19 protein-coding genes are annotated in these 21342 nt (G+C 60.4%); 18 read left to right on the forward strand and 1 reads right to left on the reverse strand.

What is annotated here, in order from left to right; all coding sequences use genetic code 11:
* The first annotated feature begins 9 nt into the window (after positions 1-9).
* From pseG to BGE01nite_RS08880, 18 genes are all read left to right on the forward strand, one after another.
* A complete protein-coding gene (gene pseG / locus BGE01nite_RS08795; protein WP_146850072.1) occupies positions 10-1515 on the forward strand; it encodes a UDP-2,4-diacetamido-2,4,6-trideoxy-beta-L-altropyranose hydrolase in 1506 nt (501 codons plus the stop codon).
* A complete protein-coding gene (locus tag BGE01nite_RS08800; protein ID WP_146850073.1) occupies positions 1502-2215 on the forward strand; it encodes a formyl transferase in 714 nt (237 codons plus the stop codon). Before pseG ends, BGE01nite_RS08800 begins: the two co-directional genes overlap by 14 nt.
* Positions 2212-2895, forward strand: coding sequence for a PIG-L deacetylase family protein (locus BGE01nite_RS08805; protein ID WP_146850074.1), 684 nt, complete (start codon positions 2212-2214; stop codon positions 2893-2895). Before BGE01nite_RS08800 ends, BGE01nite_RS08805 begins: the two co-directional genes overlap by 4 nt.
* Positions 2892-3956: a pseudaminic acid synthase gene (gene pseI, locus BGE01nite_RS08810; RefSeq protein ID WP_146850075.1), complete on the forward strand. Its 1065-nt coding sequence runs from the start codon at positions 2892-2894 to the stop codon at positions 3954-3956. The genes BGE01nite_RS08805 and pseI overlap by 4 nt, the downstream gene beginning before the upstream one ends.
* Complete coding sequence (locus BGE01nite_RS08815; protein WP_146850076.1) at positions 3957-4715, forward strand: cytidylyltransferase domain-containing protein; 759 nt, start codon at positions 3957-3959, stop codon at positions 4713-4715.
* A 22-nt stretch (positions 4716-4737) separates the two neighbouring features.
* Positions 4738-5985: a Glu/Leu/Phe/Val family dehydrogenase gene (locus BGE01nite_RS08820; protein WP_146850077.1), complete on the forward strand. Its 1248-nt coding sequence runs from the start codon at positions 4738-4740 to the stop codon at positions 5983-5985.
* 8 nt (positions 5986-5993) lie between these two features.
* Positions 5994-8252, forward strand: coding sequence for a hypothetical protein (locus tag BGE01nite_RS08825; protein WP_146850078.1), 2259 nt, complete (start codon positions 5994-5996; stop codon positions 8250-8252).
* A gap of 13 nt (positions 8253-8265) precedes the next feature.
* Positions 8266-9846, forward strand: a complete 1581-nt coding sequence (locus BGE01nite_RS08830; RefSeq protein WP_146850079.1) for a class I adenylate-forming enzyme family protein — start codon at positions 8266-8268, stop codon at positions 9844-9846.
* Positions 9843-10613, forward strand: coding sequence for a VOC family protein (locus BGE01nite_RS08835; RefSeq protein ID WP_146850080.1), 771 nt, complete (start codon positions 9843-9845; stop codon positions 10611-10613). Before BGE01nite_RS08830 ends, BGE01nite_RS08835 begins: the two co-directional genes overlap by 4 nt.
* A gap of 156 nt (positions 10614-10769) precedes the next feature.
* The gene (locus BGE01nite_RS08840; RefSeq protein ID WP_146850081.1) at positions 10770-11009 is read left to right on the forward strand and encodes an acyl carrier protein; all 240 of its coding nucleotides are present in this window, start codon (positions 10770-10772) and stop codon (positions 11007-11009) included.
* Positions 11010-11096: 87 nt separating this feature from the next.
* Positions 11097-12038, forward strand: coding sequence for a class I SAM-dependent methyltransferase (locus BGE01nite_RS08845; RefSeq protein WP_146850082.1), 942 nt, complete (start codon positions 11097-11099; stop codon positions 12036-12038).
* Positions 12035-12445, forward strand: a complete 411-nt coding sequence (locus BGE01nite_RS08850) for a VOC family protein (RefSeq protein WP_146850083.1) — start codon at positions 12035-12037, stop codon at positions 12443-12445. The genes BGE01nite_RS08845 and BGE01nite_RS08850 overlap by 4 nt, the downstream gene beginning before the upstream one ends.
* Before the next feature lie 38 nt (positions 12446-12483).
* Positions 12484-14337, forward strand: coding sequence for an HAD-IIIC family phosphatase (locus BGE01nite_RS08855; RefSeq protein WP_146850084.1), 1854 nt, complete (start codon positions 12484-12486; stop codon positions 14335-14337).
* The gene (locus BGE01nite_RS08860) at positions 14334-15341 is read left to right on the forward strand and encodes an acyltransferase (RefSeq protein WP_146850085.1); all 1008 of its coding nucleotides are present in this window, start codon (positions 14334-14336) and stop codon (positions 15339-15341) included. The genes BGE01nite_RS08855 and BGE01nite_RS08860 overlap by 4 nt, the downstream gene beginning before the upstream one ends.
* A 4-nt stretch (positions 15342-15345) precedes the next feature.
* Positions 15346-16008, forward strand: coding sequence for a cyclase family protein (locus BGE01nite_RS08865; RefSeq protein ID WP_146850086.1), 663 nt, complete (start codon positions 15346-15348; stop codon positions 16006-16008).
* A 12-nt stretch (positions 16009-16020) separates the two neighbouring features.
* A complete protein-coding gene (locus tag BGE01nite_RS08870) occupies positions 16021-16272 on the forward strand; it encodes an acyl carrier protein (protein ID WP_146850087.1) in 252 nt (83 codons plus the stop codon).
* Positions 16269-17432 carry a class I SAM-dependent methyltransferase gene (locus BGE01nite_RS08875; protein ID WP_146850088.1) on the forward strand — a complete coding sequence of 388 codons (1164 nt, stop codon included), beginning with the start codon at positions 16269-16271 and terminating at the stop codon, positions 17430-17432. The genes BGE01nite_RS08870 and BGE01nite_RS08875 overlap by 4 nt, the downstream gene beginning before the upstream one ends.
* Positions 17429-19555, forward strand: coding sequence for a DUF4910 domain-containing protein (locus BGE01nite_RS08880; protein WP_146850089.1), 2127 nt, complete (start codon positions 17429-17431; stop codon positions 19553-19555). Before BGE01nite_RS08875 ends, BGE01nite_RS08880 begins: the two co-directional genes overlap by 4 nt.
* A gap of 28 nt (positions 19556-19583) precedes the next feature.
* Here the strand turns inward: BGE01nite_RS08880 and BGE01nite_RS08885 are convergent, their stop codons facing one another.
* Entirely contained in the window at positions 19584-21341 is a 1758-nt protein-coding gene (locus BGE01nite_RS08885; protein ID WP_146850090.1) for a hypothetical protein, read from the reverse strand.
* Between the last annotated feature and the right edge of the window lies 1 nt (position 21342).

Below are 21342 nucleotides of genomic sequence, written 5' to 3' on the forward strand. Positions count from 1 at the left end.
AAGCCTGCCATGAGCGCACCTTTTCCAGCTCTAGGCATCCGCGCTGACGCCGGAGCGCGCATGGGAATCGGTCATGTCATGCGCTGTCTGGCGCTCGCCCAGGCTTGGCAAAAACGCGGGGGTGAGGTGGTGATCTACACCCACGCGGAAGCGCCAGCCCTCATGGAACGTCTTCAGCAGGAAGGTCTGACCACCATCAAACTCCGGCATGAGGCAGGCAGTTTGGATGAGGCACGGGAAGTAGCCTCACTGGCCGCTGATGCTGGCCTGCCCTGGCTGGTGGCAGATGGCTACCATTTTTCACCTGACTACCTCGCTGCGCTCAAAGGATCCGGCGTCAAACTCCTGGTGCTTGATGATCTCGCCACCATTGACCTCACGGCTGCGGATATCGTCCTGAATCAGAACGCCTACGCCTCTGAGGCCATGTATCCAGGGGTGAAACGTCTGCTCCCAGGTGCCAGGCATGCGCTGCTGCGGAGAGAGTTTGTCGCTTCGGATAGACCGCGCTCCGCCGAGCCTCGAGAGGCCTCGGAAATCATCATCACACTTGGCGGTGGTGATCCCGACAACGTGACCCTGAAGGTCCTGAAATTGCTCTCGGGCTTCACTCTTCGCCCGCTGAAGCTCAAGGTGATCGTCGGCGCGGCCAACCCCCATCTCGACAGCCTTCGAAGCGCATCCTCAGGCCCCCACCAAGTCGAACTATTGGTTAACCCGTCCAATCTCCCTGACTTGATGAAGCACGCGCACGTGGCCATCTCCGCCTCGGGCAGCAGTTGCTGGGAGCTTGCCTGCCTCGGGCTGCCGATGATCCTGATCATCACAGCGGACAACCAGCGTGGCGTCGCGGCCAAGCTCGACGAACTGGGAATCGCCGAGGTTTCAGGGTGGCACGAGGACTTCCCGGCTGCGGACACCCTGGCACGAATCACCGCTTTTCTGGACGACCAGCCGCGCCGTGAACAGATTTCAATGTTAGGCCGGAAACTGGTGGATGGTCATGGAGCCGCCAGAGTTGTCGAGGCCATGCTTCATCATCCCCTGAGGGCACGGCATGCTACGATCGACGATGCCAGACTGCTTTGGGAATGGGTGAATGACCCGGAAGTGCGGGCCTCGGCTTTCAACACGGCTCCGATCCCTTGGGACGGGCATCTGGCCTGGTTCACCCGGCGTCTGGAGGATGCGGACTGCTTGATCGCAATCATCGTCGACGAGTCCGGCACGCCTGTCGGTCAGGTTCGCTTTGAAGGTGAGGGTGATCTTGTCATCGTGGATGTGAGTGTGGCCCCCTCGGCCCGTGGTCGCGGGCATGCGGCAGCGGTTCTTCGTCTCGGACTCGGGCTTTTGTTTGAGGCCCCGCGCTGGCAGCACGTGGAAGCCTGGATCAAGACCTCCAATACCGCTTCTCAAAAATCCTTTGCGCGTGCCGGATTCCGGCGTGGCGAAGAAAAGGACATGCACGGCCTGCCGGCCATCGGCTATCATTTGTCTCGCCATGAGTTCTTCTGACCCCAATCGCTACATCGTCGCCGGAAGCCGCCCCTGGAATCGAGCGGTCTTCGAGGAGCAGCTCCAGACGTTGCCGGGCCAGTGGAGCTTCGCCAGCACCGTGGAGGAACTCTCGGACCAGCTTCAGCAGTCCCCTGCACCGCGCTACATCTTCTTCCTGCACTGGTCCATGCGCGTGCCTGATGAGTGGTTGGACACTCATGAGTGCGTCTGTTTTCACATGACCGATGTGCCCTACGGCCGGGGTGGCTCCCCGCTGCAAAACCTGATCGCGCGCGGACACCGTGAGACCAAGCTCACCGCCCTGCGGATGGCGCATGAGATGGATGCTGGCCCGGTCTATGCCAAAAAGCCACTGAGCCTGGAAGGCAGCGCCGAGGAGATCTTCCTCCGCGCCGGACGACTTTCGGCGGACATCATTGCTGAAATGGTCCGCACCCAGCCTGAGCCGGTGCCGCAGAGCGGCGAGCCAACCCCCTTCAAGCGCCGGCGTCCGGAGCAAAGCGCCATCCCGGCAGATCTGCCTGATTTGGGCGCCCTGCATGACTTCATCCGCATGCTGGATGCCGAGGGCTACCCCCACGCCTTCATCGAGCATGGCGGCTTCCGCCTTGAGTTTACCCGAGCCTCTCTCTATGATGGCCGCCTCGTGGCTGACGTGAAGGTCACGCGCCCGACTCCCACTGCACCCGCCACATGAAAAAAGTCCTCGTCATTGCCGCCCATCCTGATGATGAAGTGCTGGGCTGTGGCGGGACGATGGCGCGCCTCTCAGCCGCTGGAACTGAGGTTCATATCATCATTCTGGCGAATGGCCTGACCTCCCGGCCTGATTTCGACGAAAGCCAGGCTGCGGGGGCCCTGAAGGTCCACCATGAACGTGCCGAGCGCGCAGGCCAGCTCGTGGGTGCCACCAGCGTCAAAGTGCTGGGTTTTCCTGACCAGAAAATGGACACCGTGCCGCTGCTGGACATCACCCAGGCCATCGAACGGGAGATTGAGCGGACACAGCCTGACACCGTCTTCACCCAGCATGGAGGTGACCTGAACATGGATCACGTCATCACCTACCGGGCCACCCTCACCGCCACCCGGCCCATGGCAGGCCGCTGTGTCCGCCGCCTCTATGCCTATGAAGTGGCCTCCTCAAGCGAATGGTCCTTCCAGCGCTTCGAGCCACGTTTTCACCCCAGTGTGTTCTTTGACATCGGCGACACGCTGGAGACGAAGATCGCCGCCATGCAGGTGTATGAGAGCGAGACTCGCGCCTTTCCCCACCCCCGCTCCCCTGAGGCTCTGCGTGCCATCGCACGCCGCTGGGGCAGTGTCGTCGGTGTCCAGGCTGCGGAGGCTTTTGAACTTGTGAGAGAAATTCAATGATGGACTTCAAAATCGGCAACCGTCCGCTTGGCCCCGGACATCCCACTTACATCATCGCCGAACTCTCGGCGAACCACGGCCAGGACTTTGATCTCACCGTGCGCATCATCGAGGCCATGAAAGAGGCCGGTGCAGATGCGGTGAAGGTGCAGACCTACACGGCAGACACCATGACCATCGCCAGTGACAAACCGCCCTTCCTGATCGGTGGTGGCACACTCTGGGATGGCCGCACGCTGCATGACCTCTACCAGGAGGCTTACATGCCCTGGGAGTGGCAGCCGAAGCTCAAGAAGATCGCCAACGATCTGGGCATGGATTTCTTCTCCACGCCCTTTGATGCCAGCGCCGTGGACTTCCTCGAAGCCATGGATGTCGAGGTTCACAAGATCGCCTCCTTCGAACTCGTGGATCTTCCCTTGCTGCGGAAGATCGCAGCGACCAAGAAGCCCATCATCATGTCCACCGGCATGTCCACGCTGGAGGAGATCAGCGAGGCCATCGAAACTCTTCGTTCGGCAGGCAGCGGCCCCATCGTGCTGCTGAAATGCACCAGCGCTTATCCTGCATCGCCCGATGAGATGGATCTGCGCACCATCCAGGACATGAGTGACCGCTTCCAGACCTTCGTTGGCCTGAGCGATCACACGCTCGGCAGCACCGTCGCGGTTGCCGCCGTCGCCTTGGGTGCCTGCGTGGTGGAAAAACACTTCACGCTTTCCCGCGCCACTCCCGGCCCGGATTCAAGCTTCAGCATGGAGCCTCAGGAGTTTCGCGAGATGGTGGATGCCATCCGCATCACCGAGCAGGCGCTCGGCCGGGTGAACTATGAGGTCTCTCCCAAGGAGATGAAGAGCCGCGTCTTCCGCCGCTCCCTCTTCGCGGTTGCCGACATCGCCGTGGGCGAAGCCTTCACCGCAGAAAACGTCCGCGTCATCCGTCCCGCCCATGGCCTGCATCCACGTCATCTCGAACAGGTGCTGGGCACCAAGGCGAAGGTGGCTATTGAGCATGGCACGCCGCTCTCCTGGGATCTCGTTGAAGGAGCACCATCCAACTGAATGAAGACCATCTGCATCATCCAGGCCCGCATGGGCTCACAACGACTCACGGGCAAGGTGCTCCGCCACCTGTGCGGACAGAGCATGATCGCCCATGTGCTGGAGCGCGTGGCCTCCGTGAAGCATGTTGACGAGGTCTGGCTGGCCACCTCCACGAATCCGGAAAATGACGCGCTGGAAGCCGAGGTGAAGCGTCTGGGCTACCATTGCTTCCGCGGCAGCGAGGATGATGTCCTGGCCCGTTATCACGGCACCATCCAGGCCGCCAAAGCAGACGTCATCGTGCGTGTCACCGGCGACTGCCCGCTCTATGATCCGATCGTTTGCGATGCCATGCTGGAACGCTTCCACGCCGCACTGCAGACAGATTCACCACCTGACTTCATGAGCAGTGTCTTTGAGCGCCGTTTCCCGCGCGGGCTGGACACCGAGATCTTCACGGCCAAGGCCCTGGAACGCAATTTCAACGAGGCTCATCTGCCCAATGAACGTGAGCATGTCACGCCTCACTTCTACCATCATCCCGAGAAGTTCCGCGCCATGTCCTGGGTGAACGATGTCGACCTGTCCCACTTCCGCTGGACGGTTGACACTCCCGAGGACTGGGAGTTTGTGGAAATCGTGTACAACATCCTGTGGAAACCCGGCCACCTGATCACCACGCAGGAGGTCCTCACCCTTCTGAAGCAGCGTCCAGAACTGGCCGCGCTCAATGCGAACGTGGAGCAAAAATACAGCGCCGAACAGAAGCTCAAATGAGTGAAAGAAAAGTTTGTTAGTCATGCCTGAATCGATCGATCCTATCTTCCAGAAGCTGGGCGGAGCCCGCTTTGCCTCCGCCCTGGCCGCATCCGGCCTTTCTGAAGACATCAAGCTGCGCCTCTCCCTGCCGAAAGCGGTGCGCCGTTTCAACCTTCCCGTGCGGATGGATGATGGCAGCCTGCGCATCTTCACTGGCTGGCGGCTGCGCTACTCCGACTGCTTTGGTCCGACGAAAGGCGGTGTGCGCTTCCATCCGGCGACCAATGAGGAAGACCTGACCGGACTAGCCTTCCGCCTGCTGCTAAAATGCGCCGTCAACGGCCTGCCTCATGGCGGCGCCGCTGGCGGTGTCTGCGTCGATCCCAAAAAACTCTCGTCACGCGAGGTTGAGCAGCTCGCCCGTGGCTATCTGAATGCCCTCGGTGAGGAAGTTGGCCCAGATGTGGACATCCTCTCTCCCGACCTCGGCACGGATGCCAAGACCATGGGCTGGATGGCGGACCAGTTTAACATGACCCGGCGTGCCTGCATCCCGGGAGCCATCAATGGCAAGCCACCCGCGCTTGGCGGCATTCCCGGTCGTCCCGGCGCCACCGCACGCGGAGCCTGGAATGTGCTGCGCCTGGTTCTGGAGGAGCGTCGACTGGCGGCTGAAGGCCTGACCTTCGCCGTGCAGGGCTATGGCAGCGCTGGCGGACACCTCGCTCGCGTTTTGCAGGCGAACGGACTGCGTCTGGTGGCAGCGAGCGACTCGACAAGCGGTCTTCACGCGGAAGCTGGCCTGGATGCCGAAGCCATCTGGGAAGCACGCGAAGCCGGACGCGGTATCTCCAGCCTCAGTCTTCCCGGAGCCCAGGCCTTGGCCGCCTCGGAAGTTCTGGCCGTGAAGGCAGACATCATCATCCCTGCGGCCACGGCCAATCAGATCACGGCAGAGATCGCCGCGCGCCTGCAATGCCGGATGATCCTGGAAATCGCCAATGCTCCGATCAGCCCTGATGCGGAGGAAATTGTGACCTCCAAGGGCATCGAAATCATCCCGGATGTGGTGGCAAACGCCGGGGGAATCACCATGAGCCACTTCGAATGGGCTCAAAACCGGGGCGGAGCCCTCTGGTCGGCTGAGGAAGCCCGCAGCCGTCTGGACACGCGAATGATTGCCACTGCCACCAGAATGCTCCAAGTTGCCCGCTCTCGGAATGTCTCCCCGGCCGCCGCCGCCCAGTTTTTGGCCCTGGAACAGCTTTCCGCCGCCCTCTCCCGCTAATTTCTCACATGTCGAAGTCCTTTTATCTGCATACCACTGTTCCTGGCCTGGATGATTCCGTCGCCGCCGAGCAGGGTTTTGTCATTTTTGGCAAGCACCCTGACCCTGAGGCCCTCCAACCCATGGACCTGGCGATTTTCACGGTGCATCTGGCCCGCAAGCTGGGTGTGATCACCCGTGTGCCGCCCCAGGCCGGTCTGCTGCCCTATGATGCTTCGCATGACAATCTGATCTTCGATGCGCCCCTGGCTGGACTCGCCGTGGGCCGCCGCATGCGCTTTCTGCGCGGCTGGAAGGACTACGGTAGTTGCGTGAAGTGCTTCAACGGTCTCGGCCTGCTCGGTGAGCACATTCTCAAGGAACTCCGCCGTCTCCAGAAGGCTGACAAAGCTTCCCTCAAGGCCGATGCGTTGGCCTTCCTGCGCTCCCGCAAAACCAAGCTTAATGATGGCCGCACCGCCATCTTCACCGAAGCTGAGATCGAAGCTGTCAGCGATGCCGAGATCGCCACGCTCGATCTCGAAGCCCTCGCCATCTGGAAAGTCTACGGCGCACGCCCCATCGTCTGCTCCACCTCTTCCAACATGGGCATTTCCCTCCATGAGGCACTGCGCTTCATGCAGAAGAAGCCAGTGACTCTGGCCGGCAAACACTTCACCGTGCTCAACGATGACGAAGGCTGGCTGATCATCTGGTGCCCGGACGAGCAGGCTGACTTCATGAACGCGGAGAAGACGGAGCACCTGCGCTCCCTGGAGACCGAGCAGCCTCCACTCACGGTTCTGCACACCTACATCAACCGCAAGCAGCGTGACCCAGGCGCGCTGAAGGATGCGCTCGATTCCGGCGGTTATTTCTTCCCCACCAACCCGCAGAGCTCGGACGAGCTGCAAAATTTGCTAGCCAATTCGTTAGGCGATGTGGCTCGTGAGCGCCGCTGCACCACCGAGCAGCTCCTCGCCGACGAAAAAGTTCGTTATACCCTGCGCTCCCTCGGATGCAGCATCGAAGGCAACCGCATCGTCGTCCGCGGTGGCGTGGAGGGCGGCCTCTTCGGCCTCATGGCAGGTTATCTTGTGATGCTGGATGAAACCATCCCGAGGAATGACACCGCCGCCATCAGCACCTGGAACCAGGCCTCCATCGGCGCTGCTCTCGCCGCTGCCGTGCTCGCCGACCTTGAACTGCGCGAGCCTCAGAAGCTCAGCCCTTCCATCCGCGCTGACCTGAAGGCAACCTTCCCAGCCATCGACACATTCCTCAACCGTCAGCAGCTTGGTAAAGATCTGCCGACCCGCATTCACGGCGTCTTTGACCTCGCGAACCTCCAGTCACTCGCACAGTTGCTTGGCGTCGTCGTCGAAAGACATCTCTCCGGACGTGGCACCGCTTACGTCGGCCTGGGTTCCAGCTCCTATGCCAACGGCAATCGTTGTTATTCCATTCTCAAGGAGAGCTTGCTCTGCAATGGCCCTTTCATGGGCAAGGAGACTTTCCACCCGGCCACGCACACGCTGAACCCCATCGCGCAGGCTTTGATCTATGCGGATGACATGCACCGCGCGGCCAGCCAGCCAGCGTTTGCCAGCATGAGTGCCGAGGAACGCGTCCGCTACATCATGCAGCATTCGCGGAAGCCGGAGCCTGCCGGTGCCGCCGCCATGGCGGGTTACCTGCTGTCGCGCATGGATGAGCGCACGCTCTCCGTCATTGAGCTCGCCGCCGTGCTGCGCCTTGCCGGATTCGATTCAGCCACCTTCCTCGAGTTCGCCGGATTCAACAAGGACGTGCAGGGCACCAACTGGTTCCTGCAGGAGGCGAGCGAAGAAGGCCCTTACATGGAAACGCTGGCCAAGCAGTTCCTCCAACTCATCGACCGCGATCTCAAGGAACTCCTCGAACTCGCCCGTCATGAGCGCACGCACAGCCGTCTTAACTACCGCCTGCGCCCGCTGGATCCAGCCGCCTTTGAAGCGCTCAATCCAGCCGTGAACATCTACCTCACGGGTGACAACACGCGTCAGCCGAAGGCGAAACTCGTGCAGAAGATTTTGGAGCGCTACATGGTCACTCGCGACCAGTTCGTGACGCTTCTCAGCGAAGATCAGGCCGTGCAAAACCGCGCGCAGGAAGTGGACTTCATCACCCTGGTGAATCTCACCTTCAGCAAGACGGCCTCGGCACTGAAGTGGCTGCAAAACAAGATCGAAGCGGCTGGCCAGAGCATCCTCGCCTCACGCATCTCCTCCATGGCGGAGAAAAACTAATCAACCCGTCTTCATGTCGCAGACCACGCTCGTTAACCGCATCCGCAGCGTCTTCGAAGAGAATCGAGACCGGGTGTTCTTGATCGAATCGATGACAGGTCGCTCGTGGACCTTCGCCAAGATTCATGAGTGGGGCCTGCGTGGTGCAGCCCTGCTGAAGAGCCACGGCATCAGCAAGGGCGACCGCGTCGCGCTGGTGCTCGCGAACTCAGCCGAGTTTGCTGCCCTGTATTTTAGCTGCCTCTTCATCGGTGCTGTGGCGGTGCCGGTGAACCAGGCGCTGCACACGGATGACGTCAGTTACATCCTTCAGCACAGCGGAGCCAAGCTGCTGCTCTTCTCCCGCTGCACGCGATCCCTCATTTTGCAGGCGACTGAGAAGCTGAACACCTTGAAGCAACTACGTGTCGCTCTCGGTCAGGAGACCAGCTTTCATCCTGAGGATGTCGATGAAGCCTGGACCTTCGACCAAGCCACGACAAATCCTTCGATCGTTCCCTTCGCAGGTGCCAGCGATGACGATACGCTGCTCATCCTCTTCACCTCCGGCACCACCGGACGTCCGAAGGGCGTGGTGCATCTCGTGCGTTCAGAGTTCGGCAATGCCGTGGCCTTCAATGAGGCCATGCAGTTCGGTCCCGAACATCGCTTCCTGCACATCTGGCCCATGGCCTACAGCAGCGGCTACTTGAACACGCTCATGTCTCCCTTCATGGCAGGTTCCAGCGTCGTGCTTGCCCCGGCTTTTACCGCGCAGACGATCCTGAACTTCTGGAAGCCCGTGAAGGACCATTCGGCGAACACGCTCTGGCTTTCCCCCACCATGATGGCTTCCCTTCTGCGCATGGACCGCGATCAAGACGGACATAAATACTGCCGCGAAAACGTGCGCACGGTCTGTGTCGGCACCGCGCCGCTGGCCTTGAAGCTGAAGAAGGATTTCGAAGCCCGCTACGGCGTCGAATGCATGGAGAGCTATGGCTTGTCCGAGTTACTGATCCTCTGCGCCAACACACCGTCTCATCCACGAAAGGAAAACTCAGTGGGCAGGCTGCTCAGCGGCGTTGAGCTTGTGGCCGCTGATGAGCAAGGCATCCATCAAACAGCGGCAAACACCGAAGGCGAGCTGCTGGCGCGCACTGAATGCCGCATGCATGGCTATCTGAACGCTGAGACGCTCCAGGTGGAGGAACTCAGTGGCGAAACATGGTTCCCGACCGGTGACATCGGAGTCATTGATGCTGAAGGCAATGTCTTCATCACCGGACGCAAGAAGGACCTCATCATTCGCGGCGGCCAGAACCTGAGTCCTCGCGGCATCCGTGAGGTGCTGCTGCATCATCCGTCCGTTGAGGATGCCGTGGTCGTGGGCATTCCTCATGACTTCTACGGCGAGGAAGTGGCCGCCGCTCTCCGCCTTAAACCCGGGCTGCTGCTCGCTGACGAGCAGTCAGACATCCTCACCCACTGCCGCAAGCTCCTGGCCCAGGCTGCCGTGCCGACGAAGCTGAAGCAGGTGACTGAATTTCCGCTCGGCAGCACTGGTAAAATCCTCAATCGAGAGGTTCAGGCACTGCTCGCGGCCAAGGCATGATTCTCGGCGTCAGTCACATCGTTCTCGGCAGCACGGATTCAGGCCGTGACCGCGCCTTGTTTGAGTCCATGGGCTGGGGCTTGCGCTTCGAGCAGCATGACGTTCCCACCTTTCCAGGAAAGCAGCCCTTTCTTTGCACCTCGTCGCCGGACCTTTCCCTGGTCTTCCTGAATGCACCTGCTGGCACACCACTGGAACTCATCCACTACACTCAGCCCGCTCCAGCAGACCTCTCGGCACCTCTGCAGATCATCCTGCCCACGGGAGACTGGCTCTCACACGCGGTCGAGGTTCGCCCAGCCCCCTTGCCGGGTGTGCAGGAAATCGTTGTCCCCGGCCTCACCAGCCCGCTGTGGATCTCGGATGAACCTTCCCAGCCAAGCCTCATCGTGCATCGCATTACAGATTTGGGGGCTGCCACCCGCTTCTGGGAGGCTGGATTTGGCTTCCGCCGCTCCAAGCAGCCGCCCCCTTTGCCGGAGGCAGTCCTGCTGGAGTTTCCCAGCCTCATGCCCCAGTGGCGGGCCAGATTGCTCCTGCTGCCCGTGCGGGAGACGTCCCCCGCCCTGCTCGACGGACCCGGCTTCCGGGTGCTTTCCATGGTCGTCACGCAGTTTGAAAAGGATCGTGACCGGATTTTTGCGAACGGCGGGGCTCTGGCTTCCACCGGCACGATGGAGGAAGAGATCGGCAGCAAACCGATGCTGCTGGACCTGATTCAGGGGCCGGACGGTGTGATGGTGGAAGTCTTCCAGATCCTCCAATAAGTCTGTCTCCCTCCCGCCAGGACACAGACTGCGCATGGCAGGTGGAACAACACGGACGCCCACTCTCCCCGAAGGAGGCTGTGCAGGTCTCTCCGTAGCTGAAAATGATGTATTTGGGATTGCGTCAGACAGTGCCCCGGCTATCCAGCCCATCTCATGCGTTCCGATCTCCTCACCCGCGTCACTCCCGTCTTTCGCAACAACTTCAATGCTCCTGATCTCGTCCTGAACGAGACGATGACGGCCAAGGATGTCGAGGGTTGGGATTCGTTCGCCCACATCAATCTCATCATGGCGCTGGAAGATACCTTCAACGTTCGTTTTGAGACCTCCGAACTGGGCCAGATCGGCTGCGTCGGTGACCTCCTCACCCTTCTTGAGTCAAAGGGCGTCTGATCCTGCCCTTCGCCTCCCGTCTCCCGCAGAAACGCCCACGTTCCAGACCTGTTCCCCAACCAACTGTTCACCACCGATTCATTGACGATGTCCGCCACCCTCGACCCCATCTCCTCAGGCCGTCAGGCCGTCACCGGCCTCATTGAAGAAGTGGCAAAGACAAACCCCGTCCATGCCAAGAAGCTGGAGCGCTTTTTGATGGCGCTCGGAGACGACTATTTCGAGTTTGCCGGACCCTTCATTCACCGGATCGAGACCTATCTCACAGCTCGTGGCCACACGCTGGAGTTCGCCGTGAAGTGCTACCTCAACATGATTGCTGACGTGACCATGGAGCACGTCCGCTTCCTGCGTTCAGGCCGCTACACCAGCACTTCCTTCGCCGAAGTGAACGAACGCGTGTACGGAAACCCCAAGGTCATGAGCTACTACATGCACGGGCTGCTGCTCAGCCAGGTGCTGTGGGCGCATCACTACAAGATGCTGCGCTTCTTCCACTCAGGCCTGGAAAAACGTGCCGCAGGCATCAAGCACTACATGGAAGTGGGTGGTGGTCACGGCATGTTCCTGGCGGATGCGCTTGGCATGGTCAAAGGAGGCGAGACGTTCACCATGGTGGACATCAGCCCGGCCTCGCTTGAGATGGCTCAGGAATTCGTCCCCCACGATCCCCGCACAGCCTTCAAGCTCGCCGATGTCTTTGCCTATGAGCATGGTGAGAAGATGGACTTCATCACGATGGGAGAGGTCATGGAGCATGTGGAGGACCCCGTGGCTCTGCTCGCACGGCTGAGAACCTTCCTGAAGGATGACGGTCGCGTTTTCATCACCACGCCCACGAACGCGCCGGCGATCGATCACATCTTCCTTTTCACCAGCGCGGAACACATCCGTCAGGTGATCCACGCTGCAGGCTATGACATCGAGGAGGAACTCGGCATCTGGTCCGAGGAGATGCCTCCTGAGCAGCTCGAGAAGAACAAGGTCACCCTGCTATACGGTGCCTTTCTCAAGCCACGTTTGTCATGATCCAAGGAGCACGTTTTCATCACACAGGCTGCCTCGTCGCTGATATCGAAAAGGCACGCTCCACTTATGGAGCCCTGTTTGGGATGGATGCGGTTTCGACCGTGACAGAAGTGGCGTCACAGTGCGTCCGCGTATGCTTTGTCACCACCGGAGACGGTGGTGCCATCGAGTTGATCCAGCCAAATCCAGGCAGCTCGCTGACCCAGATGCTGGAGAAAGGTGCCAGCTTCTACCATGTGGCCTATGAGGTTCCAGATCTGGCCGCGGCAGTCGCTGCCATGGAGACGGCAGGCTGCCGCATGATGCCGGCCTTTGCCTCGGAGGCCTTTCAGGGACGGCGCTGTCAATTCGCGTTCACCCGCGAAAGACATCTCATCGAGCTCATCGAGGCCGCACAGCCTCAATGACATCACCCCGCCCTGGTGTTTGACACTCTGCGGACCCTATGACCTTTGCCGAAGCCCATACACGACTGCAAACGCATCTCCGCGCGGGGCACCTACCCCAGGCGGCAGGTGCTTTGCGGGACGCCCTTCAGGAACCTTTCAAATTCACCGAGCTGCAGCAGTTGAACCGGACGAACGCGGCTTCTGAAGCTGCCTGGCGCGGCCATCTGTCAGCTCGCAGCCTGCGTATCGCCATCCTGGGCGGATTCACCACACAGCCAGTGCGGGAAGTGATCAGGGCCGTGGTGCTGGCAGAAGGGTGGTGGCCGGAAATCTACGAGGCCCCTTACAACACCTTTGAAACCGAGCCCTTGGACGAAAGCTCGGGGGTCCATGCCTTCGCGCCAGACATCGTCATCCTCGCCACCGGCAGCGTGAATCTGCATGAACTCCCGCCTCCTGGTGCCGACGAGGCCTTGGTAGCCCAGATGGCTGAGCAGGTGGTGGCTGGCTGCGCCCAGCGCTGGCAGGCCCTGTGCCGCCGGGATGGAGTGCGGATCATCCAGCATAATTTTGAAACGCCTGCTGACCTTCCTCTCGGACGTCTCGAAGGCCGCCTGCCCTGGTCTGCCACGCGTTTCACCCGCGAGGTCAATGACCGGCTTTGGACCCACGATGGAGGCGCGGTGCGCATCCTCGACATGCACCAACTCACGTCTGACTGCGGCCGGCGTCACTGGCATGAACCGCGCTGGTTCCACCACGCCAAGCACGGGTTTGACCCCGCCCTAGTTCATCACTATTCCCGGGCTCTGGGAGGCCTCCTGCGATCCATGCTGGGGCGCACGCGCAAATGTCTCGTCACCGATCTCGACAACACACTCTGGGGCGGCGTCATTGGTGATGACGGGGTCGATGGGATAGCCTTTGGCAGCATCTCGGCCGCCGGAGAAGCTTATGCGGCCTATGCTCATTATCTGAAGCGCCTCAGCACCCTCGGGGTGGCTCTTGCCGTGTGCAGCAAAAATGATCCCGCCGTGGCATCCGCCGTGTTTGAGACCCATTCCGAGATGCCACTGAAGAAGGACGAATTCGCCGCCTTTGTCTGCAATTGGGAACCCAAGTCCGACAATCTCCGAAGCATCGCCAAGCATCTGAATCTCGGCCTCGACAGCTTAGTGTTCGTCGATGACAACCCCGCAGAATGTGATGAAGTCCGCAGGGCTCTGCCTGAAGTCACAGTCATCGAAATGTCCGGGGATTCCGCCTACTTCCCGCGCAGGATTGAGGAGTTACAGCTCTTCACGCCGCTGGACATCACGCAGGAGGACTTCAGCCGCACGGCTAGTTACGCTGCGCTCAGGCAGATCAGCACGCTCACCCAGACTCCCGGCGCGGGACTGGAAGCGCATCTGGCCAGCCTGGAAATGGAAGGCTCGATCCACCAGGCGACCACGGGCGACTTGCCCCGGATCGAACAGCTCTTCAGAAAAACCAACCAGTTTAACCTCACCGGCGCCACCTACACACAAGATGCCCTGGCGGCGATGGCCGCCGCCCCTGACTGCCGCGTCTATGCCGTTCGGCTCAAAGACCGGTTCGCGGCGCATGGTATCGTTTCCGTTCTCGTGGCGCGGCTTGTGCAAGAAGAGTGGCAGGTGGATAACTGGGTCATGAGTTGCCGTGTTTTCAACCGCAGGCTGGAGGATGCCATCTTAAACCATGCGCTGGCAGATGCCCTCGCGTCTGGATGCTCCAAAGTCGCGGGTCTCTTCCGGCCCACGGCCAAGAATGACTATGCGAGAACCTTTCTGGCCAGGCTGGACCTGCTGCCCTCAGACAGTTCTGCTGAAGTCACTTATTCCGTTCCCGCCAGCAGGCCTGCCCTGCCCCATTCCATCCATCTCATATGATCGAGTATCACGATATCGAAGCCATCGCCGCCGAAGACTCGGAGGTCAATCCAGCCGCTGTCCGCGCCATCACCACAGAGGACGAGAAGGACGGCCCCGAGAAGCTGGTGGTCCTGGCGGAGTTCGGCGGTCCCCGGGTGACCTGCAGCGAGCGGCTGCGTGACCGTTTGACTGAGCAGGTGCGCCAGCGTTCCGGCTGGAAGGGTGACATCATCGTGGAGATCGTGCGCAGCGGCTGGCTTTCCGCAGGCAGTGAAGGCACGGCTGATTCTGCCGAGTGCGCAGCACGACTGGAGCGCCTGAACAAGATGCGCCAGGAAACCACGCAGATTTTCAACAGCACGTTCGAGAACAATATCACCGAAGCGGAGAAGGATGCCTTTGGCTACTTCGGCTCGTATGCCAAGATCCGCACGCCAGCCTCTGTCACCAACCCGCGGCTCATCCATCTCGGAAACTGGGTCAGCTTCGGACGCATGGGCAAGATCCTGATGCAGACGGATTTCTCAGTCCTGCCGCCACTGATTCGTCAGCACTATCCGGATGCAGTCTTCGATATTCCCGAAGAGCTTTGCGGCACGCGCAATCCGCGTTTCAAGATTGGTGATGGCTCCACCATCGGTGACAACTTCTTCATCAGCGTGAATCTTGAGCTCGTGCTCGGCCGTCATGTGGCCATCGCAGACCGCTGCTATATTTCCGACGCCAATCATCTGCATAAAAACCCGGACATCCCGCCCAGCCTCTGCCCCAACGAGCTGGGCAAGCCCATCCATATTGATGATCATTGTTGGTTCGGCGTGAACACGGTGCTCATCAATGGCGCGCGCATCGGCAGGCACTGCATCGTTTCAGCCAATTCCGTCGTCAGCGGTGACATGCCAGACTTCAGCCTGGCCGTGGGCAATCCGGCGCGCATCGTACCGTTCAACTCCTTCGGATTCGACCAAAAATCCAAGGCTGGCATCGTTCCCGACCAGCAGCCCGGGGCACCTCAACCTTGATCTTATGCGCATCATCGATCTCAGCTACCCTATCCACGAAGGCATGACGACCTTCCCTGTCCACTGGCATCCTGTCGTGGAGATCACGCAGCTCGGCCGCTTCGGCATTGAGAACCGCGAGACTCGGAAGATCACCATGGGCACCCATTGCGGCACCCACATTGATGCGCCCCGCCACTTCATTCCCAATGGCCCGACCATCGACAAAATCCCGCTTGAATGGCTGGTCGGCCCGGCACGCGTGCTGAACTTCACCCCGATCACTCTGCCCAAGCAGGAATTCGGTGTGGAAGACTTCAAGCAGCGTCTGGGCGATGACAAACCCGAGCGCCTGATCCTTCGTTTCGACTGGTCCGATCACTGGGGCACGATGAAGTACTACACGGACCAGCCCTACATCACCGAAGAGGCCGGTCATTGGCTGGTAGAGCGCGGTGTGCGCGTGCTGGCCATGGACACTCCTCAGGTGGACAGCCCGGACAACGGCCGCACCGGCCCCAAGGACTCGCCCCTGCATAAAATCATGCTCGGCGCAGGTGTCGTCTTTGTTGAATACTGCACGAACCTCCGCCAGTTGTCGCGTGACGAGGTCGAGCTTGTCGTGGCGCCGCTGAACATTCTCGGCTCCGATGGCTCCCCCGCCCGTGTCATCGCCATTGAACGCTGATTTTTCCCACTCATGAACGTTACTCAAACCGTCCTCGAATTCTTCGACTCCCGCGGCGGCCTTCCTGGCTCCACGGAGCAGGAAAAGCTCGCCTGTGCCTACCTTGATGCCAAGGTCATCGACAGCATGGGCATCATCGACATGATCTCGCATTTTGAGGACACTTTCGGCATCCGTTTTGAAGCGGATGACATGCAGTCTGAAGAGTTCCAGACCGTGGGAGGTTTGGTGCAGGTGATCGAAAAACTCCGCGCCGCCGCATGAGCCAGATCTGTCCGGACCTCATCTCCTTCCCTGAATCTCCGGCCACGCATCCGGACCGCTGGGTGCTCATGAACGTGCATACACGTCAGTGCATCGGCGCAGGCCCGGAGGTGCTGGCAGTGCTGGCCGATCCGGACAAGACCACCTCCGAGACTTATCGGGTCTGGAAGATCTGGAGGTTTTCAAACATTGACGGCCTCCTGGCTGACCCCTCTCGTTTCAAACGCGACGCCGCCACGTGGGGCGAACCCGAAAACTTGGACCACGGCACCCTGGTGAAGATGCTGAAGGACCAGTGCCTTCTGATTGATGACCTTGAGTCTTACCGCGCTCGTTTCGACTTTAAGAAATCATTGTTAGACCGCCAGCGCTTCGGCACCTATCACCAGCAGCTCGGGCAGCAGTTGATCGCCTTTGAGCGTCGTGACCCAACCGCCTGGTGGCTGCAGCAAAAGTTCACACCGGACCTCTCCGCCATCCGTCAGGACAACCTGTATGGAGCCGTGCAGGACCGCTTTCTGGATGAATGGCTGCCCAAGCGCATGAAGCCAGGACTGCGCGTGCTGGACCTCGGCTGCGGCGCCGGCACCATCGCGCAAAAAATGGCGCGCCTCGGAGCCAGTGTGCTCGGCGTGGATCCTAACGAAGAATACATCCGCCTCGCCACCGAACGCGCGGAGGGTGATGCCACCTTCCAGGTGCTGGACCTGAACCAGCCACGCGCCCTCGATGCCCTGCCAGCCGCCTCGTTTGACTGCATCTACATGAGTGATGCGCTGCTGTTCTACTTCGTCCCTTACGAACCCGGCAAGCCACTCGATCTCGCAGGCTTCATCGCTGACGTGAAGCGCCTGCTGAAACCAGGTGGCACCTTCCTGTCCCTGGAACCGCATCCTGTGTTTTACGTCCAGCCTTGGCTGGGTGATCCCGCACGGCCCTTCACGGTGACGACCGAGTATCTGCACACCCACTGGCGCATCAATCCGCCGCTCAGCGTGCTGGCGCGTCCGTTCCTGGATTCCGGGTTCGTTATCACCGGTGTGGAAGAACCAGCCTCCAGCCGTAGTGATCCGCACGTGCCTCAGCGTGATGCGGTGTTCGCCAGCGAGTTCCCCGTTTGGCTCCTGCTTGAGATGAAGCTCGCCGACGCCGCCTCATGACGAGCCCCGCTCCGTATCACTACACCCAGGCTGACCTGGTGCAGGGTCTTCGCGCCGCTGGCGTGGTGGAGGGAGACACCGTCTTTGTGCATGCCAGCCTCGGCAGGCTGGGCTACCCGGACCGCGGCCGCTCCATGCCAGATGCCTGTGCAGCAGCTCTGGATGCCCTGCGTGAAGCCGTGGGGGCAAGAGGCACGATCCTGGTGCCGACCTACACCTATTCCATCGGCAAAGGAGAAGTCTTCGACCCGGCCTTGACATGCTCAACGTTAGGCGACTTCACCGAGCACGTGCGCATGCAACTAGATGCACTGCGTTCCCATGACCCGATGCTGGCCGTCAGCGGCATCGGCCCGAAGGCAGCTGAACTGCTTTCAGACCTGCCCCGCACCTGCTATGGCCCGGGCAGTATCTATGACCGGCTCGTGGACAGCGGTGGAAAGATTGTCATGATCGGTCTTGGCCTTTTTTGGGCGACCTTTCGTCACTACATTGAGGAAAAGGCTGGTGTGCCATTCCGCTTTCGCAAGCTCTTCACGGGAGTCGTTCGTGTGGATGGCGTCGAGGCACGTCAGACATGGACTTACTCCTGCGCGCCACGTCAGGACAACTGCGCGCCCAATGGTGTCCCGCTGGAAAAACTGGCACGCGAACGTGGGCTATGTCTCTCCGCCAGGGTGGGTCGCGGCGAAGTCTGCGCCATCGACTGCGCAGAGTACACTCGTCTAGGCCTGGAGGCTTTTGCCGCTGATCCTTGGCTTTGCGCCAAGGGGCCTGCGTTGCATGAAGCAAAGCTGGTGGCACTGGAAGATGCGCGAACACAAGTTCCAGCAGCCTCCGTCACTCTGCCGCCCGGTGCGAGCATGGTTCAAATGCTTAAAGCCTTGTCTCCACTGCGCCGTGACATCGTCACCCAGGAGTATGACATCGCTCTAAATGCGCTGGCGGAGCAACTGCCGATGACGATCCACAAGTTTGTCAGTGGTGTCGAATGCTCCACCTGGCTGGTTCCTGAGCGCTGGACCTGCCGGGAGGCTTCGCTGCAGACTTTGGACGGGCAGGTGATTTTCTCAGACAAGGATCATCCTCTGCATGTCGTGTCCTATTCCCAGTCGTTTGAGGGTGTGGTCAGCCGTGAGGAACTGCTGAAACATCTTCATGTGCATCCGCACCTGGAGGATGCCGTGCCCTTCATGTTCAAGTACTACCAGCGTGACTGGGGGCTCTGCTGCAGCCAGCGTCAGAGGGCATCCCTGACTGAGCCTGAGTACAAAGTGGCCATCAAGACCGACACCAACTTCAGTCATCTGAAAGTCGGTGAGGTGGTAGTCCAGGGCATGTCAGAAGCCAGCTTTGTGCTCTGCGCCCACCTTTGTCATCCAGCACAGACGGCGGATGATCTCAGCGGTGTCGTTGTTGGCATGGAAGTGATGCGCCGCCTGCAGCAGCGAAAGAATCTTCGTTACACCTACCGTCTCCTCATCCTTCCCGAAACAATTGGTTCGGCAGCCTGGCTTTCACGCCATCGCCATCTCGTTCCTGAGATCCATGGCGGCCTCTTCCTGGAGATGCTGAGCCTGGCCCACCCCATGGCCCTTCAGATGCCTTTTGACGAGGCGTCTGCTGCAGCCCGCTGCTTGAAGGCCACCTTTGAGAAGCATGCCCCAGACGGCTGGACAGCACCATTCCGAGGCATCATCGGCAATGATGAAAGACAGTTCAACGGTCCCGGTGTGCGCGTCCCCATGCTGTCCCTTTCCAGGGTGCTTCCGCGCAATCATCCTGACTGGCCTTACCGCGAGTATCACTCCAGCCACGACAATTTCGCGCATGCCTCGCTTCCCCATCTAGAAGCCAGCGTGGACATGGTCATGAAGATGATCGAAGCCTGGGAGGCCAACGGCATCCCCCTGCCCCGGTTCAAGGGAGAAGTCTTCTGCACAAGGTACGGCATCCACATCGATCCGACCACCCAGCCGGATCTTCACCGCCACTTCTTCAGCATCATGGACCAGATTGACGGAAGGCAGGATGTGCCCGCGATCGCTGAACGCTGCCAGGCTTCTGTCGAAGCCGTCGAAAAGAGCCTGGCTCTTCTGCGTCATCACGGTCTGGTCTGCTGAAAGAGCGCGTTGACTCTGCGCGCCTCCATCAAACCGCCTTCGGACTCATGCTGGCCGCCTCATGCAGGAGCGGTCCCTCGGTGTGGAAGAAGCCGCGCAGGAACTCCTGCTGGCTTGCGGTCCTGGCACTGATCCAGGACGCATCTTCCAAGTTCCGCCGCACCAGTTCAGCCAGGGCTTCCGGGGTCTCGGCTACCTGGGCAGCACCGAGTTCGATCTGCCGCGCAAACGCCTTCTGTTCTGCGGCCACCGGGCACACATGGATCACAGGTATGCCCAGGGCATATGCCTCAAAAGCCGCGTAAGACTCGATGTTCAGCAGGATGTCCGACTTGTCCATCACAGGGGCCAGGCTCACTTCAGGCTCATGCCAGATGACATTCGGCGGTGCCTTGAGCTCACGCAGACAGTTCTCCATCTGCCAGACATTGACGTGATGAAAGCCCGTCCAGTTCGTGGGCTCCTGAGGTCGTTCCCTGACAGGGTGGGGTTTCACATGGAAGTCATGACCGGGCAGCAGGCGGGCTGTCTCCACTAGCAAACGCAGCGACCAAAGATTCATGCGGGGACAGGCTGCGATGCGCTGGCCGCTGAAGTAGGTGCCAGCCAGCACAATCTGACCACGCTGCCCAGGGCGCAGCGCATGCTGCCGCCTCTCCCGGAGTGCCGGGGCCCGATGCGTGCGCACCATGGTGATCTGGGATTCCTTCATGCCTGAGTCGAGCGCCATCTCATGCTGCCGCTCATCATCGCAATAGGCCTGCTCCACGTTGAAGGCGATCAAAGGGTCCAGGTGGTCATCCAGAGTACAGGCAGCGGTCTCCAGCCCGCGCTCCTGGGCTGCAAGAAGCCACATCAGTTCCTTCTTGCCTCGCATGGCGCCCACAAGCAGCCGCTTGGGATTCAGCCCGGCCATCACACGCCGGGCCTCACTCAGACACACCGAATGAAGCGGGTAAACATGCAGCGCATAATGCTGCCCCACAGACTCCAGGATCTGCCCCTCATGCAAAGGAACACGATGCTCCTCGCATGACATCCAATCCTGCCACCAATCCTTCCACCAGGCGGAGTACTCGCGCTTCAGATCCGTCAGTTCCTGGGAGCCAGCGGCAGCGAATGACGGCATGCGATGCCATGGCCAGGCATCGCCACCTCGCGCCAGAAGGGCATCCAGGCGCGGGTCGGCACAGACCCACGGTGAACTGGAGGTCGCCAGGGGAAGACTTGGCGCGGCATTGCCAGCCTTCTTTCCGGGGGCGGATTTCATGCGCCAGCGGCGCCATTTTCTGCGCAGACGCCACGCCAGAGGCGGGACCGAGTCTGACTCCGGAAGGACCTCAAACTCCGCTCCCATGGCCTGTGCCAGCTGCCGCCAGGCGAGTGTGCTGACACCCGCGCCGGGACTGACCAAAATACGTTCCCAGCCACCCATGTCAGCCAGCTTTCGTGCCTGCTCCAGGCTCCAGATATAGGCAGTCGCCATGCGGAAGGCCATGGCATCCAGGCTGGCTGCGCGGAAGACACGCCGGGTGTCGATGCCGGGCCTCACGCAGCGCTCCTCAAGAAATTTGTCCAGCAGAAGACGCACACGGTCACACTGCTCCGTGGACTGGGGATGATTCATCATTGGCCCTTCCAGCACCTTCCTGGCACCGGCCCGCTCCAAAGCCTCGGGCAGAAAGGCATCCATCTCCAGCACGGAGACATGACTCCAGTCTTGTCCAATGCGCTCTCGAAGAGCGCTGGTGCCAAGGGAGCCATAGACCGCGAGGGTTTTCTTCATC

Origin of the sequence: Prosthecobacter gellanilyticus (assembly GCF_007992435.1) — a bacterium.
In the GTDB taxonomy this organism is placed as follows: Bacteria; Verrucomicrobiota; Verrucomicrobiia; order Verrucomicrobiales; family Verrucomicrobiaceae; genus Prosthecobacter; species Prosthecobacter gellanilyticus.

Bases quoted from the DNA above. Each gene is read 5' to 3' on its own strand.
- BGE01nite_RS08870 (WP_146850087.1), top strand. From the start codon at position 16,021: ATGAACGTTACTCAAACCGTCCTCGAATTCTTCGACTCCCGCGGCGGC.
- BGE01nite_RS08855 (WP_146850084.1), top strand. From the start codon at position 12,484: ATGACCTTTGCCGAAGCCCATACACGACTGCAAACGCATCTCCGCGCG.
- BGE01nite_RS08880 (WP_146850089.1), top strand. From the start codon at position 17,429: ATGACGAGCCCCGCTCCGTATCACTACACCCAGGCTGACCTGGTGCAG.
- BGE01nite_RS08860 (WP_146850085.1), top strand. From the start codon at position 14,334: ATGATCGAGTATCACGATATCGAAGCCATCGCCGCCGAAGACTCGGAG.
- BGE01nite_RS08885 (WP_146850090.1), bottom strand. From the start codon at position 21,341: ATGAAGAAAACCCTCGCGGTCTATGGCTCCCTTGGCACCAGCGCTCTT.
- BGE01nite_RS08825 (WP_146850078.1), top strand. From the start codon at position 5,994: ATGTCGAAGTCCTTTTATCTGCATACCACTGTTCCTGGCCTGGATGAT.
- BGE01nite_RS08820 (WP_146850077.1), top strand. From the start codon at position 4,738: ATGCCTGAATCGATCGATCCTATCTTCCAGAAGCTGGGCGGAGCCCGC.
- BGE01nite_RS08865 (WP_146850086.1), top strand. From the start codon at position 15,346: ATGCGCATCATCGATCTCAGCTACCCTATCCACGAAGGCATGACGACC.
- BGE01nite_RS08815 (WP_146850076.1), top strand. From the start codon at position 3,957: ATGAAGACCATCTGCATCATCCAGGCCCGCATGGGCTCACAACGACTC.
- BGE01nite_RS08875 (WP_146850088.1), top strand. From the start codon at position 16,269: ATGAGCCAGATCTGTCCGGACCTCATCTCCTTCCCTGAATCTCCGGCC.
- BGE01nite_RS08850 (WP_146850083.1), top strand. From the start codon at position 12,035: ATGATCCAAGGAGCACGTTTTCATCACACAGGCTGCCTCGTCGCTGAT.
- BGE01nite_RS08845 (WP_146850082.1), top strand. From the start codon at position 11,097: ATGTCCGCCACCCTCGACCCCATCTCCTCAGGCCGTCAGGCCGTCACC.
- pseG (WP_146850072.1), top strand. From the start codon at position 10: ATGAGCGCACCTTTTCCAGCTCTAGGCATCCGCGCTGACGCCGGAGCG.
- BGE01nite_RS08835 (WP_146850080.1), top strand. From the start codon at position 9,843: ATGATTCTCGGCGTCAGTCACATCGTTCTCGGCAGCACGGATTCAGGC.
- BGE01nite_RS08805 (WP_146850074.1), top strand. From the start codon at position 2,212: ATGAAAAAAGTCCTCGTCATTGCCGCCCATCCTGATGATGAAGTGCTG.
- BGE01nite_RS08840 (WP_146850081.1), top strand. From the start codon at position 10,770: ATGCGTTCCGATCTCCTCACCCGCGTCACTCCCGTCTTTCGCAACAAC.
- pseI (WP_146850075.1), top strand. From the start codon at position 2,892: ATGATGGACTTCAAAATCGGCAACCGTCCGCTTGGCCCCGGACATCCC.
- BGE01nite_RS08830 (WP_146850079.1), top strand. From the start codon at position 8,266: ATGTCGCAGACCACGCTCGTTAACCGCATCCGCAGCGTCTTCGAAGAG.
- BGE01nite_RS08800 (WP_146850073.1), top strand. From the start codon at position 1,502: ATGAGTTCTTCTGACCCCAATCGCTACATCGTCGCCGGAAGCCGCCCC.